Annotated in this window: 15 protein-coding genes and 1 riboswitch; of the genes, 12 read left to right on the top strand and 3 right to left on the bottom strand. The window is 70.6% G+C overall.

The annotated features are described in order from the left end of the window. Nucleotides 1–448 precede the first annotated feature (448 nt). From ACIOJD_RS02175 to ACIOJD_RS02135, 9 genes are all read left to right on the top strand, one after another. Entirely contained in the window at nucleotides 449–1,717 is a 1,269-nt protein-coding gene (locus ACIOJD_RS02175) for a helix-turn-helix domain-containing protein (protein WP_401907764.1), read from the top strand. 241 nt (nucleotides 1,718–1,958) lie between these two features. Next, on the top strand, nucleotides 1,959–2,324 hold the full coding sequence (locus tag ACIOJD_RS02170; RefSeq protein WP_401907763.1) for a 6-pyruvoyl trahydropterin synthase family protein: 366 nt from the start codon (nucleotides 1,959–1,961) through the stop codon (nucleotides 2,322–2,324). Between the two features lie 100 nt (nucleotides 2,325–2,424). After that, a complete protein-coding gene (locus tag ACIOJD_RS02165) occupies nucleotides 2,425–3,096 on the top strand; it encodes a 7-carboxy-7-deazaguanine synthase QueE (RefSeq protein WP_401907762.1) in 672 nt (223 codons plus the stop codon). Further along, nucleotides 3,093–3,701, top strand: coding sequence for a GTP cyclohydrolase I (gene folE, locus ACIOJD_RS02160; protein WP_401907761.1), 609 nt, complete (start codon nucleotides 3,093–3,095; stop codon nucleotides 3,699–3,701). Before ACIOJD_RS02165 ends, folE begins: the two co-directional genes overlap by 4 nt. 174 nt (nucleotides 3,702–3,875) lie before the next feature. Beyond that, nucleotides 3,876–5,024, top strand: coding sequence for an IMP dehydrogenase (locus ACIOJD_RS02155; RefSeq protein WP_401907760.1), 1,149 nt, complete (start codon nucleotides 3,876–3,878; stop codon nucleotides 5,022–5,024). Further along, nucleotides 5,021–6,490 (top strand): adenylosuccinate lyase, encoded by a 1,470-nt coding sequence (gene purB / locus ACIOJD_RS02150; protein ID WP_401907759.1) that lies wholly within the window; start codon nucleotides 5,021–5,023, stop codon nucleotides 6,488–6,490. The genes ACIOJD_RS02155 and purB overlap by 4 nt, the downstream gene beginning before the upstream one ends. After that, nucleotides 6,475–7,560 carry an adenylosuccinate synthetase gene (locus ACIOJD_RS02145; protein ID WP_401907758.1) on the top strand — a complete coding sequence of 362 codons (1,086 nt, stop codon included), beginning with the start codon at nucleotides 6,475–6,477 and terminating at the stop codon, nucleotides 7,558–7,560. Before purB ends, ACIOJD_RS02145 begins: the two co-directional genes overlap by 16 nt. Then, nucleotides 7,557–8,084, top strand: a complete 528-nt coding sequence (locus tag ACIOJD_RS02140) for a phosphoribosyltransferase (protein WP_401907757.1) — start codon at nucleotides 7,557–7,559, stop codon at nucleotides 8,082–8,084. Before ACIOJD_RS02145 ends, ACIOJD_RS02140 begins: the two co-directional genes overlap by 4 nt. Next, on the top strand, nucleotides 8,081–8,803 hold the full coding sequence (locus ACIOJD_RS02135; protein WP_401907756.1) for an HAD family hydrolase: 723 nt from the start codon (nucleotides 8,081–8,083) through the stop codon (nucleotides 8,801–8,803). Before ACIOJD_RS02140 ends, ACIOJD_RS02135 begins: the two co-directional genes overlap by 4 nt. 188 nt (nucleotides 8,804–8,991) lie before the next feature. Here ACIOJD_RS02135 and queC read toward each other — a convergent pair whose 3' ends face one another. Then, nucleotides 8,992–9,708, bottom strand: coding sequence for a 7-cyano-7-deazaguanine synthase QueC (gene queC / locus ACIOJD_RS02130; RefSeq protein ID WP_401907755.1), 717 nt, complete (start codon nucleotides 9,706–9,708; stop codon nucleotides 8,992–8,994). Between the two features lie 270 nt (nucleotides 9,709–9,978). After that, a complete protein-coding gene (locus ACIOJD_RS02125; RefSeq protein WP_401907754.1) occupies nucleotides 9,979–13,050 on the bottom strand; it encodes a BREX system ATP-binding domain-containing protein in 3,072 nt (1,023 codons plus the stop codon). A gap of 638 nt (nucleotides 13,051–13,688) precedes the next feature. On the opposite strand from ACIOJD_RS02125, the gene ACIOJD_RS02120 reads away from it, so the two are divergent. Together ACIOJD_RS02120 and ACIOJD_RS02115 are read left to right on the top strand one after the other, a co-directional pair. Then, nucleotides 13,689–15,023: a sensor histidine kinase gene (locus ACIOJD_RS02120; RefSeq protein ID WP_401907753.1), complete on the top strand. Its 1,335-nt coding sequence runs from the start codon at nucleotides 13,689–13,691 to the stop codon at nucleotides 15,021–15,023. A 205-nt stretch (nucleotides 15,024–15,228) separates the two neighbouring features. After that, a complete protein-coding gene (locus ACIOJD_RS02115; RefSeq protein WP_401907752.1) occupies nucleotides 15,229–16,464 on the top strand; it encodes a hypothetical protein in 1,236 nt (411 codons plus the stop codon). 77 nt (nucleotides 16,465–16,541) lie between these two features. Here the strand turns inward: ACIOJD_RS02115 and ACIOJD_RS02110 are convergent, their stop codons facing one another. Beyond that, on the bottom strand, nucleotides 16,542–17,198 hold the full coding sequence (locus ACIOJD_RS02110) for a DNA-binding response regulator (protein WP_401907751.1): 657 nt from the start codon (nucleotides 17,196–17,198) through the stop codon (nucleotides 16,542–16,544). 59 nt (nucleotides 17,199–17,257) lie between these two features. Next, nucleotides 17,258–17,444, top strand: a riboswitch (cobalamin riboswitch). A 38-nt stretch (nucleotides 17,445–17,482) separates the two neighbouring features. Here ACIOJD_RS02110 and ACIOJD_RS02105 point away from each other — a divergent pair. Further along, entirely contained in the window at nucleotides 17,483–18,637 is a 1,155-nt protein-coding gene (locus tag ACIOJD_RS02105) for an ABC transporter substrate-binding protein (protein ID WP_401907750.1), read from the top strand. Nucleotides 18,638–18,753: the final 116 nt, after the last annotated feature.

Raw genomic sequence — 18,753 nt, 5'->3', positions numbered from 1 at the left:
ATCTCCGTCCATGGAGCCGGATGTCCTTGGATACGCGATGACCGCACCACATGTTCAACGGGCGAGCGTCCGGACGGGGTTCGCGCCCGGAACCCGTCGCCCGCGCCGACTTGTGTGGGGGCGGCGGGGGCCGCGACCGGCCGACGCGTGCTCACACGTGTCCGCGTGTGGCGCGGCCGTTGCGGACCCGTGCGCTCCGCGCCAATCCGGGGGCCCCCGGAGCCCCCGCCCGCCCGTCCGCTTTCCCTCGTCGGCCCTATGCCGCCTGAGCTCCGGCTCTTCATCGCCCGTGCTCGCCGACGGGAAGCCAGCCGCCGGATCCGGACAATCGGCGTCCGCGTTCTACTCCCCGCCAGACCGGTGTGTTCAAATGCTGAGGCGGCGCATGCGGGCGAATTATTCTTAAATGTCCCGTAGTTGCGATGATCCACACTGCGGAGGTAAGTGGATGGTGGAGCGACAAGTTTCCACAAGGGCATCATTCGGCTTGTCTCTCCGGCTCTTACGCAAGGAGCACGGTTTATCCCTGGGTGACTTGGCTCGGCTGGTCAATTACAGCAGAAGCCACCTGAGCCGGGTGGAGACCGGGAAGAAACGGGCTACCGACGGGTTGGCGCGACGGTGCGACGAAGTCCTGGGGGCGGAGGGCGGCCTGCTCGATCTGCTCGTACGGCCGCCCCGGCGGCAGAAGGGGCGAATAAATCCCGCTCAACTTCCCCGGAGTGTCGCCGACTTCACGGGACGCGCCGACGTGCTGGAGAAATTGGACGCCACACTCGCCGAGGTGGACCGTCAGCACGACGGTCAAGCCGTCGTCACGGTGGTCGACGGGGCGGCGGGGGTGGGAAAGACGGCCACCGTTGTGTACTGGGGGCACCGCGTCCGGGCGAGTTTTCCCGACGGTGTGCTGTACGCGGACCTTCAGGGATTCGGCCCGGGGCAACGGTCCGCCAGTATTCAGGAGGTATTGCGGAGTTTTCTGAGGGCTCTGGGTGCCCCGTCCGATTCCCTGTCGACGGAGTTGGGGCATTTGGCCGCCAGTTATCGCAGCATGTTGATGGGAAAGCGTTTGCTGATCGTTCTCGACAATGCCCTCAGCGCCGAACAGGTCCGTCCGCTGCTGCCGGCCTCCTCCGGGTGCATGACGGTGGTCACCAGCCGGAGCCGCCTCGCCGGACTGGTCGCGCGGGACGGCGCGTACCGCGTCACCGTGCCGCTTCTGACCGAGGCCGAATACGACGGGCTGCTGGCCCGGCTCGCCGGCCCGGCGCTGCCCGGGAAGGTGAACGCGATATGCGGTTACCGCTATCTGCCCCTGACGATTCGTATCGCCGTGGAACGGATGGAGACGGTCGGCGGCATCGAAATGTATGAGCGATGCGACCCGGACACGCTGCTCCAGCATCTGTGCACGATCAATGACGAGACCAGCAACCTGTACACCGTCCTTTCCTGGTCCTACCGCTGTCTCCACCCCGAAGCCGCCCGCGGGTTGAGGGTGCTCGGTTCGAGGCCCGGCAGCACCGTCACCGTTTCCGGGGCGGCGAAGATTCTGGGGATCGATGCCGTGAACGCCCAGAAGGTGCTCGACTCCCTGACGGATATCCATCTGCTGGAACTCGCCTCCCGCAACGAATACCACTTCGAGGGAATAGTGAAGGCTTTCGCCCGTGAGTGCGCTCGACGGGAGGGGCATCTCGCCGTGCGGGCGGGATAGGGCCGCCTCCACGGCCGTGCGCGGAGCGCACACCATCCGGAGAAGCGGTGAGCGACGTGCGGCGAGCTACGTGTGCCGCGCACCGGGCGGCGGGAGCCGGGAGGCGGTCCTTCGGTGCCGTGTCCGCCGTATCTCGGTACGCCGACGCCCCGGCCACGGTCGTGGCCGTGATGTGCCTGCGACGGAGCCGAACACACCATGGCTCCAGCCAGTTCGGCGAACTTCCCAGCAGGAGGGTTACATGACCTTTCGGATCAGCAAGGAGTTCCACTTCTCCGCCAGCCACCAGCTGGACGACCTGCCCGACGGCCACCCGTGCGGCCGGATGCACGGCCACAACTACGTGGTGGAGCTGGAACTCTCGGCGCCCACCGACGGATTGGACAAGACCGGCTTCGTACGCGACTACGGCGAGCTCAAGCAGTTCAGCCAGTGGCTGGACGCCGAGGTCGACCACCGGCACCTCAACGATGTGCTGACCGACCGTAATCCGTCGGCCGAGAACCTGTCGCAGTGGCTGTACGAACGGTGGCTGCCGCAGTTCCCGGAGCTGAGTTCGGTGCGGGTCTCCGAGACCAACAAGACGTGGGCGGAGTTCAGGCCGTGACGCCCAGCCCCACCCCGGGGAAGGCCGGCATTCGGGGAGGTGATGCCGTAGTGGGTCCGAAGCTCGTCGTGAACGAGATCTTCGGCCCCACTTGAAGGCCGTGCAGGGAGAAGGACCGTCCGCGGGCCGGCAGTGTGCCTTCGTCCGCCTCGGCGGCTGCAACCTGTCGTGCCGCTGGTGCGACACCCCGTACACCTGGGACTGGACCGGCGTGGGTGACAGCGGAGTCGCCCATGACCCTCGCCGGGAACTGACCCCGATGCCCTGGACCGAGGTGCGGGACCGGCTCCTCGGCTACGGCGTGCCGCTGATCGTGATCTCCGGTGGCGAACCCCTCAGCCAGCAGCGCCGGTTGCTGCCTCTGCTGCGCGCCCTGACAGCGGCCGGAAAGGCCGTCGAGATCGAGACGAACGGCACCGTGGTCCCCCAGGCCGAGGTGATCGAGCTGGGCGTGCGGTTCAACGTCTCGCCCAAACTCGCTCATTCGGGCGACCCCGAGTCGCGCCGACTGGTGCCGGAGGCGCTGAGCGCGTTCGCGGCGGTGCCCGGAACCGCCTTCAAGTTCGTCTGCCGAGGCACGAGCGACCTGGACGAAGTGGCGTCCGTCGTCGACCGGTACGGGACGAACCCCGTATGGATCATGCCCGAGGGACAGCTGCCGTCGGAGGTGGCCGGGCATCTGGCCGCCCTCGGGGACGAGGTCGTGTCCCGCGGCTGGAATCTGACTACTCGACTGCATGTCGCCGTGTGGGGCGACAGGAGAGGCGTGTGAGTACCGTGAGCGGAACAACGGATCTTGAGCCGGCTGTCACCGACGAGGGCCGGGAGACGGCCGATCCCCTGGAGGACATCGCGCGCAAGCTCCTCATCGAGATCGGTGAGGACCCGGACCGCGACGGGCTCAAGGAGACCCCGGCGCGCTTCGCCCGCTGGTGGCGGGAGTTCTCCAGCTACGAAGCGGGGAACGTGGACACGATGTTCCCGCTCCGGACCCAGGGGCAGATCGTCCTGATCCAGGACATCAAGGTGTGGTCGCTCTGCGAACACCACCTGCTCCCGTTCTCCTGCTCGGTCACCATCGCCTACCGGCCGCACGGAGATGTGCTCGGGCTGTCGAAGTTCGCCCGGATCACCCAGCGCCACGCCCACCGGCTCCAGGTGCAGGAGCGGCTGGTGCGGGACATCGCTGACGAGATCACCAAGGTGACCGGCTCCAGCGATGTCGCCGTCATCGCCACGGGCGAGCACCTGTGCATGAGCATGCGCGGCATTCGCACCCCGGCGGCGATGACGTCCTCGGTCTTCTCGGGGATCTTCGAGGAGTACGGGCCGGCCCGCCAGGAGTTGGTGGCGACGGTCTTCCAGTCCCGCAAATGACACCAGTCCCGCACATGACGCCGGTTCGGCACATGTCAGTGGTACGACGGCCGGGCGGCGCGGCAGCGGGACGGTCCGGCGGTACGGCGACGCGGCGGTACGCCGATGTCGCCGTACCGCCGGGCGTCCGGGCCGCGCGACGCGGCCGTCCACGATCGGAGGAGGAGTACGCACGTGACAGTTCGTGAAATCCGCACCGGGCTGAGCCTGGAAGATGTGCTGCTGGTGCCCCGGCGCACCTCGGTGGTGAGCCGTTCGGCGACCGACATCAGCACCGAGCTGGCGGCCGGCATCCCGCTGCGGGTCCCGGTTCTCTCCGCCAACACCCCCTGGTGCACCGGGCAGCGGATGGCGGTCGCCATGGCCCTGTTCGGCGGCCTCGGCGTCGTCCACCGGATGCAGATGGCCGGGGCCCAGGCCGCCGAGGTCGCCGCCGTCAAGGCCTCGCCCGTACCCGGCGACGCGGCCCACGCCACCGTCGACGGGCGGGGGCGGCTGCGGGTCGGTGCCGCCGTCGGCGTGACCGACGACTATCTGGAGCGGGCGGCCCAGCTGGTCGAGGCGGGCGCCGACGCACTGGTCACCGATGTGGCGCACGGCCACGCCGACTACGTACTCGACGCCGTCGAGAAGCTGAAGGCCCGCTTCCCCGAGACCGCCCTGATCGCCGGGAACGTGGCCACCGCCGCCGGCACCCGGGACCTGATCGACGCCGGCGCCGACGCCGTCAAGGTGGGCATCGGCCCCGGCGGCATCTGCACCACCCGGATCGTCGCGGGCAGCGGGGTGCCACAGCTGACCGCCGTGCTCGACTGCGCGGAGGAAGCCTCCCGTACGGGCATCCCGGTGATCGCGGACGGCGGCATCAAGGCACCGGGCGATGTGGTCAAGGCCCTTGCGGCGGGCGGGCATTCGGTGATGCTCGGCAGCGCCCTGGCCGGCGCCGAGGAGAGCGAGGCCAAGCTGGTCGAGCGCGACGGCAAGCGCTTCAAGGTCAGCACCGGGTTCGTCACCTTCGGCATGAAGCTCACCCTCAAGCGGGCGCGCGGCGAGTCGGTCAGCCGCGAGGAGCTGGAGGAGTACACCCCCGAGGGGGTCGAGGCCACCTGGGCGCACTCGGGCTCGGCGGCCTCCACCCTGCGGCCGTTCATCGGCGGCCTGCGCTCCGGAATGAGCTACTCCGGCGCGCACACCCTGGCCGAGCTGCGGGAGAACGCGGAGTTCATCCGCGTCACCCCCGCCGGGCTCTCCGAGAACCGCCCGCACGCGCTGGAGCGTACGCAGCAGGTCGTCCTGGACTACTCCGTGGAGGCCACCGAATGACAAGTCCCGAGACGGGCCCGGAAGCAGGGCCGGGGAGCCCGCCGGCCGCGCCGCCACCGGCGCCCGCACAGTCGAGCACCCAGTCGAGTCCCTGGGTCAACGGACGGTACGGCAGCGAGCGGATGCGCCACCTCCTCGGCGACCTCAACCGCTACCAGCTCTTCGTACGCGTGGAGGGCGCGCTGGCCGCCGTACAGGGGCGGCTGGGGGTGATTCCCGCCGAGGCGGCCGAGGCGATCGGCGAACGGGCCCGCGAGCATGTGTGCGACCTGGACCGTATCGCCGCCATCGAGGCGGTCAGCAGGCACGAACTCTACGCGGTGGTACAGGAGTTCGCGGAGAGCTGCGCCCCGTACACCCGCTATGTGCACCACGGCGCGACCAGCAGCGATGTGATCGACACGGCCCTGGCCCTGCAACTGGACGACGCGATCGGCCTGCTCGGCGAACGGCTCGGCGCGCTGATGGGCGCTCTCCAGAAGCAGATCGAGAAGGAGGGGCGGCAGGTGATGATCGGCCGTACCCACGGCCAGCACGCCCAGCCCGTCACGCTCGGCTTCAAACTCGCCGTCATACTCGACCAGTTGACGCGCTGTCTGGAACGTCTCGAACAGCTGCGGGGACGCGCCGTCATGGGCAAGATGGCCGGCGCCGTCGGCTCGCTGGGCGGCCTGGGGCCGCAGGGGGCGCGCGTCCAGAGCGAGGTCCTGGCCCGGCTGGACCTGCCGGAACCCCAGATCTGCGCGCAGGCCGTGGCGCGGGACCGGATGGCGGAGTTCGTCTGCTGGACGGCGCTCACCGCCGCCTGCCTGGAGAATCTGGCCACCGAGATCCGCAACCTCCAGAGGACCGAGATCGGCGAACTCGCGGAGTCCTTCGCCGAGGGCGACCAGATCGGCAGCTCCGCGATGCCGCACAAGCGCAACCCGGTGCGCAGCGAACGGATCTGCAGCCTGGCCCGGCTGGTCAGGTCGCTGGTCGGACCGGCCCTGGAGAACGTGGTGACCTGGCACGAGCGGGACCTGGCGAACTCCGCCAACGAGCGCTTCACCCTGCCCGAGGCCTGCGTCCTGCTGGACGAGATGCTCATCACCGCGACCGCCGTGATGGAGGACCTGAGGGTCTATCCGCAGCGGATGCGGGAGAACCTCGACCGCTCCCGCCACAGTCATCTCAGCGAGGCGGTCATGCTGGCGATGATCGACCGCGGTACGGACCGGCTCGACGCCTACCGGATCCTGCAACGCGCCAGCGCGGTCGCGGCCCGGGACGAGCGCGACCTGGTGGAGGTGCTGGCGGACGACGAGCGGGTCACCGCCGCCCTGCCCCGGCACGAACTCATGGCCCTGGCCGAGGCCGCCGCGGACATCGGCTTCTGCGAGGAGCTGACGGAAGAGACCGTACGACGGTCCGAGGAGGCGCTCGAAGAGGCGTCGCAAGGAGGCCTGACATGCCTGGCACGGTGATCGTCGGCGGCCAGTGGGGCGACGAGGCCAAGGGGAAGATCTCCAGCTATCTGGCGGTACGGGACGAGCCCGCGGTGGCCGTCCGGGCCGGCCTGGGGCCGGGCGCCGGACATACGGTCGTGCACGACGGACGCACCCTGAAACTGCGGCAGTTGCCCAGCGCGGTGATCCATCCGGGCACCCGGCTGCTGCTGGGCGCCGGGGTGCTCGTACGGCCCGAGGTGCTGATCGAGGAGATCGAGGGACTCGGCGCGCGGGGGCGGGTCGGCGTGGACTTCCGCGCCACCGTCATCGATCCCGGGCATGTGAGCGCGGAGGCCGCCGACCAGGTCCTGCGCGATCGCGTGCGCAGTACGGGCAGCGGGCACGGCCCGGCGCTCGCCGCGCGGGCCATGCGCTCGGCCCGCAGAGCCGAGGACGTACCGGAACTGGCCCCCTACCTGGCGGACACCGTCAAGGAGGTGAACGACGCGGTCGACGCGGGCGAGCGGATCCATGTCGAGGGCACCAACGGCTTCGGCCTGTCGGTGCTGTACGGCAGCTACCCGTACACCGTCGGGAAGGACAGCACGGCGAGCACGGCGGCCGCGGACGCGGGGCTGGGGCCGCTGGCGGTCGACGAGGTGGTGCTGGTCTTCCGGGCCTACCCGACCCGCGTCGGCGCGGGCCCGTTCCCCACGGAGATGGAGGACCGGGAGGCGGAGCGGCTGGGGATCGTGGAGTACGGCACGGTGACGGGACGCCGGCGCCGCAGCGGCACGTTCGACCTGGACCAGGCGCGGGAGGCGGTACGGGTCAACCGGCCCTCGCGGGTGGCGCTCACCTTCCTCGATCATGTGGACGCGGCCGGACTCGGCGTGCGTACGGACGCGTTGCCCGAGGCGGCGGCGGCGTTCGTGGCGATGGTCGAGGAGGGGCTCGGCCTTCCGGTCGACCTGATCGGTACCGGCCCGGACACCGCCGATGTCATCGACCGGTGGAACGGACGGCCGCCCGCCGGCACCGGACGCAATGTGCCGATCGGCATCGGTGGCCGGGGCGGCCTGGGTACTGTGGGAGGCGACCGATGAAACCCGCACCGGTATGGCGCCGGGACCGACTGCTGACCATCAGCTGGGAGGCCATGGGCCGGATGCTCAGCACTATGGCGAAGGACATCGAGGCGAGCGGCTTCGCGCCAACGGTGGTGGCGGGCATAGCGCGTGGGGGACTGCCCCCCGCCATCGCCCTGTCCAATCTGCTGGCCGTCGAGGACTTCCGTATCCTCGGTATCCCCCGCAACACCTCCAACTCCCGTTACAGCGAGCGGGGTGAGGCGGTGCTGGACTACGTGGTGCCGGACCGGCCGCTGACCGGGGCCCGGGTGCTGCTGGTCGACGACATCATGGGAGACGGCGGGACCATGGCCCTGGCGGTGAGCACCGCGCTCTCGCTCGGCGCGGCCGAGGTCCGTACAGCCGTGGTGGTACGGAACCTGGGGGCGGCGAACGCGGCCGACTACACGGCGGCCGAGGTGGACGACTGGACGGTGTTCCCCTGGGAGGCACCGCCCGCGGCCGACGAGAACGCCGTACCCCTGCCGGGGGCGCGGTGACGGGCGGGGGCGGCGGGAGCGCACCGAGCGGCGCACCGCGGTCCGGAGCCGAGTCCCGGACCACCGTCATACTGGACCGGGACGGCACGCTGCTGGACTTCTACGAGATGTTCCACCGCTTCGTCCTCGACCTGCACGAGGAGCAGGGCGCGACGCCGCCTCCGCGCGAGGAGATCCTCGGCTTCGCCTACTGGTCCGCGATCACCAGCGGGAAGCTGCACATCGGCTCCGTACGGGTGCTGGACCGGGTGGACGAGGTCGCGCGCCGGTACATGCCGCACGGAAAGCTGTATCCGGGCGTGGTCGAGATGCTGACCGCGCTGTCCGGGGCGGGCGTCCGGCTCGCGCTGGTCAGCTCCTGGGTCGGCACCGACCCGACCGTCACGCTGCTCGAACGCTACGAGGTACGGCACTGCTTCGGGCCGGTGCTCACCCGGGACGACCTGGCCGCCCGGAGCGAGGGGGCCAGTGACGCCGACAGCAAGGTCGAGCTGGCACGCCGCGCGCTGGAGGAGATCGGCCACCGGCCCGGTGACCGGCTCTATGTCGTGGGTGACACCGCCTCCGACATCGCGCTGGGCCGCCGGCTGAGCGCCGCGGTCGTGGGAGTGCGTACGGGCAACGGAGGATCGATGGCGGCGCAGGGTACGCCCGAGGGACCGGATGTGCTGCTGCCGTCGGCCGCCGAGCTGGACACGCTGGTGCTCGGCGGCCAGTAGCCCCGGGATGCGACGACGACGGGCCGGGCTCCCCTTCCAGGAGGGGAGCCCGGCCCGTCGTCGTCGGTCACGGCGGGGCGCGCGGCATGTGGTGCGGCACATGGCGCGGCCGGCCGGATCGTGCCGCCGAGCGGCGAACTCGCGTCGCGCGGCGGCGACTCGGCCGCCTTGCGTGGCGGCGACTCGGCCTACGGGACGGCGAACTCGGTCACGTCGTCGAGGTAGTCGGTCGGGTCGGACACCCCGGCGTTCTTGAAGGCCTCCCGGCGTTCGTAGCACGTTCCGCAGGTACCGCAGTGCCGGTCGCCGCCCTTGTAGCAGGACCAGCTGACCTCCAGCGGGGCACCGAGGCGCGTCCCGTGCGTGGCGATGTCGGCCTTGGACCAGGTGATGAACGGCGCCTCCACCCGGGGGGTGGCGAACCCCTCGTTGGCCACCGTGACCAGCTCGCGCAGCGCGCTGATGAACGGCGGCCGGCAGTCGGGATAGATGAAGTGGTCGCCCGCGTGCATGCCGAGCGCCACGATCGCGGCACGGTGGGCCACGCCCACCGAGACCGCGACGTTCGCCAGCACCGCGTTGCGGTTCGGCACGACGGTGGCGCGCATCGACTGCTCCGCGTAATGCCCGTCGGGCACCTCGACCTGATCGTTCGTCAGCGCGGAGCCGTGCAGCAGCGAGCCGAAACCGCGCAGGTCGACCACGTGGTGCTGGGCCTCGTAGTGGGCCGCGATGGCCCGCGCCGAATCGATCTCGCGGTGGTGCCGCTGCCCGTAGTCGATGGTGACGGCGATCAGCTTGTGTCGCAGGGCCGCGTAGTGCGCCATGAGCGTCGTGGAGTCCATGCCTCCGGACAGCACCACCACTGCCGTGAACGGATCGGGAAGCTTGTCGTCCTGGTCCATCGGAAACCTCCGGATGGGGAGTAAGGGGGAGTAAGTGAGCGCGCGGACAACAGCCGAGAGGGGAACGGCCGGTTGGCCGAGCGCGTGAGGTCATCGTGGCGTCGGCCGGGCCCCGGGGGCATCACGGGCTATGCCGTAGGGCGTCGAGGCAGGTACCGAGATACGCCGGACGGGATCCCGAAGACACCCCCGGGGGTCCGAAGGAGCCCCCCCGGGGGCCGGGACCCGGCGGCGGACGTGTGCCGCCGGGTCACGCGCGGTCCGAGCGGTTCAGGCGAGCGATCCGGTGTCGACCAGCAGCGGCCACAGCCCCGCCGTACGGAACAGATTCGGGAAGTCCTTGCGCCCCGTGATGCCGAGCTTGCGGTAGGCGCTGGACAGGTGGAGTTCCACCGTGCGCCGGGTGATGTGCAGGGTCGTCGCGATCCGCTCGTTGGTCAGACCGCGCACGGCGTCGATCAGGATCTGCTTCTCCCGCTTGGTCAGGGTCAGCACACCGCCCAGCGGCGAACGCTGCGAGGCGCGCCCCTCCGCCGCCGCCAGCCGCTGGCGCAGCCGCATCGCGAGCGGGCGTGCCCCGCACCGGTCGGCCATTTCGAGCGCCGTACTCAGCTCCACCACCGCCTCCTCGTGGCGTCCCTCGTCGAACAGGAGGCAGGCCAGGTCGGCGGCGGCCTGCGCGAGATCGAACTCGGCGCCGGTCTCCGTCAGCAGCAGGACCGCCTCACGCAGCGGCTTCTCCGCCTCCACGCCCTTGTGCACGGCTCCGAGGACGCGCAGCGCCACGCCGAGTTCGCGCGGCGCGTTGACGGCCTCGGCGGACCGCACCAGCTCCCGCGCCATGGAGCGCGCGTCCTCGTCCTGTCCGAACTGCGCCAGCAGATCGGTGCCGTACACGTACCAGTGGACGCCGCCGGTGGCACCGGCCGGGGTACCTCCGCCGACGGCCGGGGCGCTCGCGATGCCGGCCGGTACGTCCCGGCCGTCGGACGCGGCACCGGGGCCGTGGGCCGGTGAGCCCCGGCCGTGACCGCGCGCCGGGGCGCCGCTCTTCCAGGCTTCCGTCAGATCCCGGGAGGCGCCCGCCAGATCACCGCCGCCGGCCCGCAGCCGGGCCCGGGTGACCAGGAGGTCACGGTAGAGCCAGCCGGGGGGCAGGCTGCCCAGGCACCCGTGCTCGCGCAGCAGGGCGCGCGCCTCGCCGTCCAGCCCCATGCTGATCTTGACATCGGCCAGCATCCCCACGACCCAGACCAGGATGGGGTGTTGGTAGCGCGTCTCGTAGCGGACCAGCGCGTCGAGGCATTCGCCGAGCTCGTCGTGGGCCGCGCGCAGCCGGCCCCGTACGAGGGCCATCCGCGCGGTGACCGGCAGCAGGAACGTCCGGTGCATCGGATGTTCGGGGCAGAGCGCGCAGTCCTGATGGCGCCGCAGATGGGCGGCGGCCTCCTCGTCGCGCCCGTTCCAGACCAGGATCATCAGGGCCGTCATCGTCAGGAGCGGGTAGAGGCACAGCCCCCGGTCCGTCCTCAGCGCCTCCTGGGCCTGGCGCACGGCGTCGTCCGGGCTGTACGAGCCGTCCTCGCCCAGGTGGCTGCGGAGCGCGCCCACCACGGTGGCCGCCGCGCGTATCTGACCGGGCCCGCACAGGTCGGCCCCGAGAGCCGCCGCGTCGCCTCCCGGTGTGTGCCCCTTCGGTACGAGGAGCTGCTCACCGGGCTGGCTGGAGATCAGCGGCGGATAGTCCTGGAGGTAGTCGAGTATCCGGTGCAGCAGGGGCCAGCCGGACAGCCGGCTGCGCGCCAGGACCGTCGTGGTCGCCGCCCGTACCCCTTCCCCCGGCTGGGCGCGCAGATACAGCGCGGTGCTGACGCGCGCCAGCAGCGGGAAGCGGATGTCGTCCCCGGCCGGTCCGCCGGCCGGCCCGGACATGGCGGAGTCCTCGGCCGTCCTCGTCGCCCTCGCGCTCTCCGCGGCCTGTGCCGCCTCCGCGGTCCCGGTGGCCTCCTCCAGCACCCTGACCGCCTCTTCGAGACCGCCCACCAGGTCGATCCGCATCCTGGCGTCCGTCAGGTCGAGGAGCGCGGACCGGCGTTCGGCGCCGGACGCCACCTGGACGGCGCGCTCCAGGTAGGCGCGGGCCCGCTCCGGCTCCCGCGCGGCCAGGGCCGCCCGCCCGGCCAGCAGCAGTACGGGTACGGGCCAGGGGTCGTCCAGTGCGACGGTCGAGGCGGTCAGGTGATTGGCGATCTGTTCCACGGGGGCGTGTTTGTCATGAAGGTAGGCAGCGGCCGAGAGATGGGCGGCGTTGCGGCCCATAAGGGTCATACGGCCGAGGAGAGCATTACGCATGACGTGATGGCGCAGAAAGAGTTTGTCGTCGTCCTCCACGAGTCGGGTACGGACCAATAAGTCGGCCGCGGCGAGGGTTTCGTGCAGGGACAGTCCGCTGAGATGGGCGACGAGCAGCGGGTTCGCGGCGGAGTTGCTCGCGGCGATCGCGATGGCGGTGGCCACCCTTACCGCGTTCGGGTCGATCTTGGCGAGCCGCGCCCCTATGAGATCCGCGACGGGGGAGGGCGCCATATCGCCGACAAGTGTGCGGCCCTGGGTATCCGACGGCTGATCATGTATCAGGCGTGCGACTTCCATGAGCATGAACGGATTTCCGGCGCAGACCCGGTGGCATTCGGTGACAAGTTTAGGAGCGGGCGCTCGTTGAAGTGCGCGCCTTATCAGGGTGGCGGTCTGTGTCCGGGTGAGCCCTTCCATTCGTAGCCGCCGCGCACCGGCGAGCAATTCGTACAGCTGTCCGGCCTCCTCTCGGCTCTCGCCTTCCTGTACCGATGCCACCAGCAGTAACCGCGCGGCCGGAGGAGAGAGAAGAGCGTGCCGGAGGAATTCCAGTGAGGCGTTGTCGGCCTGGTCCGCGTCGTCCACGGTGACGACCAGCGGCATGGTGGTGGTCAGACCGGCGACAGTGGCCCGTACGTCGGACGGGGAGGGTGTCCCGTCGGCCGGCGGGACCGTTCCGAGAGCGCCGTCGCGTTCGGCCGCCGGTAGCCGAAGAGAGGCGAGTTCCCTGACCAGTTGGCGGGCAAGACTCAGCGGACGGTCACGTTCCCCGGGCGCGCACACGAGGTCGACGGTGAGGCACCCTTTGGCGCGTGAGGACGCCGAGAACGCGCGGAGCAGCGTGGTCCGCCCGATGCCCGGCTCGCCGGTCACGAGGCGGCGCACCGGCCCGCCTCGCTCGGAATCCTTCAAAGCCTGGCGGAGCAGCCCCATCTCCGTTTGACGGCCCGTCATGAACAATCGGTGTCCGTTGTCTTTGCGTTGCATGAAGTTCCTCCGTCGCGGATCACTCCCCCGTTGTTCGAAGCACCCTCTGTCTGCTCGTGCCGGAGGTCATCCGAAACGGATTCGTGTGTGCCTTTACGAAGAGGCAATCGGGGCAACGCGGTCCCGGCCGGGACGACCGAACCCGGTGGACGGGATTTGGTATGGACCCCACGTCGGCATAGGCCCGGAAGGGAAGTCGGCTCCGGAAGGGAGCTGGACCCGGAAGGGAAGTCGGCTCCGGAAGGGAGCTGGGTCCGGAAGGGAGTTGAGCGCGGAAGCGAGTCGGGTCCGGAACGGAGAGGGGTCCGGAGGGAGGCGGGAGCGGAAGTCGCGAGAATCATGGAAATCACGGGGAGATGGATGCGACAGTGGATTTCGACGACGGGTTTCGGCGGCGGTCCGCGGTCTTCGCGGTCACGGTGGCGGGACAGTCCCGGCGGACTGCCCCGCACACCCTTACCTTTCCCTTCCCCCTCACGCACCCCTGCCCACCCCCATGAGGCAGGTGCGCGTGCGGTCATGGGGACCGATACCGCGAAGAGCGGAGGGTCCAGCACCATGACTGGAGAAACGCTATCGCCGGAGGCCTTGGACGTGTGACGGTCAAACGACCGACAATTGGTGAGGGACTGCGACGGGTGAGGCGCCGAGTGCCGAACGAGCGGGACGAGATGACCACCGGGCTCGCGGGGGAGTCTTCCGCCGTCGAGCCCCCGGAAACCGGCGTACGGTCGGAACCGGGCGTTCCGCAGGGCGCGGGCGACGGCCCCGCGGGTACCGCCGGCGGTCCTCCGGGCACCGGTGACGGCTCTCCCGCCCCTGGTCACGCCCCTTCGGGGGCCGGCGCCCCGGGTCCGGCCGAGCGGGAGTTCGTCCGGTTCGCCTACCGCTACGCCTACCGGATCCGGGTCGTGGTGGTGTGCTCGTGCGCCGTTCTCGCCGTACCGGCGATGCCCGTCGACAGCATGGCCGTCACCTCGGCCGTCTGTGCCGTCGTACTCGCCTGGAGCGCCCTGCACTACCGATGGGGGATGGCGGGAACCCGCCCCCGACTGCTTCTGGCCACGGACCTGGCCGTGCTGACCGGACTCTGCCTCACTCAGACACTGACGATTCCGGACACCCAGACCATGTACGGCAGCACCTGGCTGCTGGTGGTGGTCAGCATCGTCGCGGTCGGCTACCAGTTGATGTACCCGCCGGCGCTCGCGGTCGCCCTGGCGCTCCTGCTGGCCGTCGCCGACCTGGCCGGTGTCGTGCTGGACCGGCCTCAAGGGTGGAACTACGCGCTGCCGAACGTGAGTTGGCTGCTGGTGCAGACCGCCCTCTCCCAGGGCATGTACCAACTGGTCCTGCGCGCCAGCAGAACCGCCGACGCCGTCGGCTCGCAGACCGCCTCCGCACGACGGCGCCACGAGGTGGCGCAGGCGCAGCGGTCGGCCGAGCGCGAGCATCTGGCGACGCTGCACGACACCGCCTGCGCGACGCTGCTGATGGTCTCGGCCCACGGCCGGTCCATCCACCCGCACATACTGCGGACCCAGGCCGGCAAGGACCTGCGGCGCCTGGCCCCGGAGCGGGTGACGTCCGGTGAGACGAATGTGGCCCAGGAGCTGCGGGCGGAGATCGGCGACCATCCCCTGTCCGTACGGGCCGAGTTCGACGGCTCGCTCGGCCTGATGTGGCGGCCGGCCGCCGTGGCGCTCCGGGGGAGCCTGGGAGAGGCGCTGCGCAATGTGGCCCGGCACGCGGGTGTCGGCTCGGCGACCGTGACGGCGAGCCGGGAGGGCGACACCGTCACCGTCACCATCAGCGACGACGGCGTCGGTTTCGATACGGCCCAGGTGCCGCCGCACTGCCAGGGGCTGGCGCGCTCGGTCGTCGAGCGGATGGCCGCCGTCGGCGGCAGGGCCACGGTCGACTCCGGGCTCCGGCGGGGCACGGCCGTACGGCTGGAGTGGCCGCATGTCTGATGCGCGCGGGCCCGATGCTCCGAGGGACGCGAGAGAGCTGAGGGACGCGAGAGAGCTGAGGGACGCGAGAGAGCTGAGGGACGCGAGAGACACGACGAATCAGAGCAACGCGACGGATCAGAGCAACGCGACGAATCAGAGCAACGCGACGGATCAGAGCAACGCGACGGATCAGAGGTACCCGATGGCTCCGACGGAAGGGGGAGTGGCCAGAGAAACGGATGAGGACAAGGGCGCGGACGGGGAATCCGATCCCACGACCGACCGGATCGCCGACAGCATGCGCGGTGCGCTGCGGCTGGCCGGACTGATCATCCTCTCGGCGATCCACTTCGGACTGGCGCTGCCCGCGCTCCTCGCCAACCTCGGCAATTACCGGCACGCCTGGGTGCAGCTCACCGCGTTCGGGCTGCTGACGCTCGTCATCGTGGTGGACGCGCTCCTCGGAGCGGCCGGCCGCCGCAGGCCACGGTGGTGGGTGGTGGCGGGCCTGGTCTCCGCTCTGGCGGTGGCGGTCGTCGCCACGAGCCAGCTGCCGGGCACGTACTTCCTCGCGACCCCGCACTGGACGTTCCTGGAGATCGGCTGGTTCGGCGTCCTGCTGCTGTTCGACGCCGGACTGAACGCGACGCTGCTCTTCGTCGGCGGCCATGTCGCCGTCACGCTCGTACAGTTGCTGCTCGCCGGGACCCCGTCACGCCAGGTCGCGGCGGGGATGGCCGTCAGCGCCCTGGCCATCTGCGCGTTCCAGATCGCGGCCGCGGTGATGGCGAGGCTGCTGCGGGACTGCGCGGCGACGGCCGGTGCCACGGCGCGCGAGCAGGAGCGGGTCCGTACGGAAGCCGCGATCTCCGCCCAGGTCCATGCCGACCAGCGGTCGCGCTACCGCGAACTGGGCCGCTCCGTACTGCCGTTGCTGACCGGGCTGGCCGACGGGTCCCTCGAACCGGGGGACGAGCGGGTCCGGCGCCGGAGCGCCTTCGAAGCCGCCCGGCTGCGGCGGCTCTTCGCCGAACGGGACCACGCGGCCGACCCGCTGATCCATGAACTCCGGGCCGGTATCGGTGTCGCCGAACGCCACGGCGTCGATGTGCAGCTCGCCGTACGGGGAGCGTCGGCCCCGGTGCCCCGGCACCTGCGCCGCGCGCTGACCGAGCCCGTCCTGGCCGCGCTCGCGACGGCGCGCCACAGCGCGCGGGCCACTGTCGTGCGCGGCGGCGGGCTGGTACGGGTGAGCGTGGTGACCGACGCGCCCGGGACGGACATCCCGGAGCCCGCCGAGCCCGGCATCCGCGTGCGTACGGTACGGAGCCAGGGACGGCTCCTGGTCGAGGCGTCCTACGCGCTCCACATGGAGAGCGACCCCCTGGGCGAGCCCAGGACCGCATCACCGCCCCTGGCCCACACCCGGCCACAGGCCCAGACCCCGTCCCAGGCATAGGAGCGGCGACGATCCCGTCCTGGCCCCTCGCCCGTCGCCCATCACGTCACCGCTAGGGCCTGTCCGGCGGACAGGCCCTACAGCTCGTCCAACGACGTCAGTCCGTCCTGAATGGCCCGCGCGACCAGATTCGCCTTCGTCGTCGCCGGCCGCCCCGCGTTGGCGTACTTGATCCGTACCCGCTCCAGGTAGGTGTTCACCGTACGGACGGAGAGACCGAGGCTCGCCCCGACCATGGCCTTGGACTCCGACTGGAACCACTCCAGGAGCACCTCCACCTCACGCGGGGTCAGCGCGGGGCGGCCCTTCCTCGCGTCGCTGCCGAAAGCACCGGCCAGTGCCGGGGGCGTGTAGGGACGGCAGTCGGCCGCCGCCAGCGTGGCCGCCATGAGGTGGTTCTCCCCCTCGGCCTTCGTCAGATACGTGAAGGCCCCCAGGTCCAGGCAGGTCAGCGCGGTCTCCTGACTGTCCTGCATCGTGTAGACGATCACTTGCCGTTCCTGCGCGACCAGTTGCTTCAGCTCGGGGTACGCGGGCACCCCGTGGGAGAGCTGAAGGTCCAGCACCACCACGTCCGCGTCCCGGCCGGCCCCGCTCATGGCCACCGAGAGGCAGGGCCCCTTGGCGGTCACGGTGATCGGCCGCCGCGACGCGGCGTACCAGGACTCGATCCCGGCGAGGACGACAGGATGGTCGTCGATCAGCACGACGCTCACTGGCTCGTTTTCCGGCATGTCCCATAGTCCCTCCGACCGGTGCTCCGGCGGACCCGGCCGAGGCCGAAAACCTCCTGTGATAGCTTGCCGAGGCCAGTCGAACCCATGTACGTGGGTCAGGGAATCCGGTGCGAATCCGGAACTGACGCGCAGCGGTAAGGGTGACGGGCGCGGCATCGGCCACTGGACAGTTGAGCTGTCCGGGAAGGCGTCTCGCCCGGGGGATCCCGAGTCCGAAGACCTGCTGGCGGCCTCCGCCCTCGTCCTGTGGCGGGGGAGCACCGTACGACTGGGCTCCGCGCATGGGCCCTCGACGCAGAGGAACTGCCGTGCCGCTCGCGCGCCCCGCCCGTGCCCGTACCTCCGTTCGCCACACCATCCTCTTCCTTGCCGGGGCGGTGCTCCTGACGGCCTGCGGCGGCGGGGGCTCCTCCGGGAAGGCGGCCGATTCCGGGACGTCCCCATCCGGCGGTGCGGCCACCGGATACCCGCGCACACTCGACAACTGCGGACAGAAGGTACGGGTCGACGCGCCGCCGCGCCGTGCCGTCTCGCTCAATCAGGGCACGACGGAGATCATGCTCTCCCTCGGTCTCGCCGACCGGATGGTGGGCACCGCCACCTGGACCGACCCGCTGCTGAAGGGGCTGGAGAAGCCCAACGCCGGCGTGAAGCGGCTGGCGGACAACGCCCCCTCCTTCGAGAAGGTCCTGGACACCGAGCCCGACTTCGTGGCCTCCTCGTTCGAATCGACGCTGGGCAAGGGCGGTGTGGCCACGCGCCCGCAGTTCGAGGAGCTGGGCGTACCCACGTATGTCTCCCCGTCCGACTGCACCAAGGACAACAGCGGCGACGGCGACGGAGTCCGTACGACCTCGCTCACCATGGACGACGTCTACGGCGAGGTACGCGACCTGGCCAAGGTCTTCGGCGTCGAGGAGCGGGGCGAGAAGGTGGTCGCCGGGCTCAAGGGCCGGATGGCGAAGGCCACGGCCGGGATCGACGCCGCGACGGGCGGGAAGTCCGGGAAGGCCCCGAAGGGCGCGGAGGGCGGGACGGCCGGAAAGGCCACCCTCCTCTACTGGTTCGCCAACTCCGAGTCGCCGTACATGGGCGGCTGCTGCGGCGCTCCCGGCATCATCACCAACGCCGTCGGGGCGAAGAACGTCTTCGACGACAACCACGAGGAGTGGCCCCAGATCAACTGGGAGACGGTCGCGGACCGCAACCCTGGCGTTCTGGTGATCGGCGACCTCACCCGTAAGTCGGAGACGGCCGAGACCGCCGAGAAGAAGATCGAGTTCCTGGAGTCCAATCCGGCCACCCGGAACATGGACGCCGTCAGGCACAAGCGCTACGTCCTGCTCAGCGGCCAGGCCATGAACCCGACCATCCGAACGGTCGAGGGCGTCGAGAAGGTCGCGGCGAAGCTGCGCGAGATCGCGCCCGCGAAGTGACGGTCGAACGTACGGAGCGGCCCCGGGAGGCTACGGCGGCTGAGGGGGTTCCTGAGGTGTCGGGGTCTCTGGAGGCGTCGGGGGCATCGGAGGCCCAGGAGGTACGCGGTCCGGGC

Source organism: Streptomyces sp. NPDC088116, assembly GCF_044741745.1.
Classification (GTDB): Bacteria; Actinomycetota; Actinomycetes; order Streptomycetales; family Streptomycetaceae; genus Streptomyces.
This window is presented reverse-complemented; position numbering and strand designations above follow the sequence as displayed.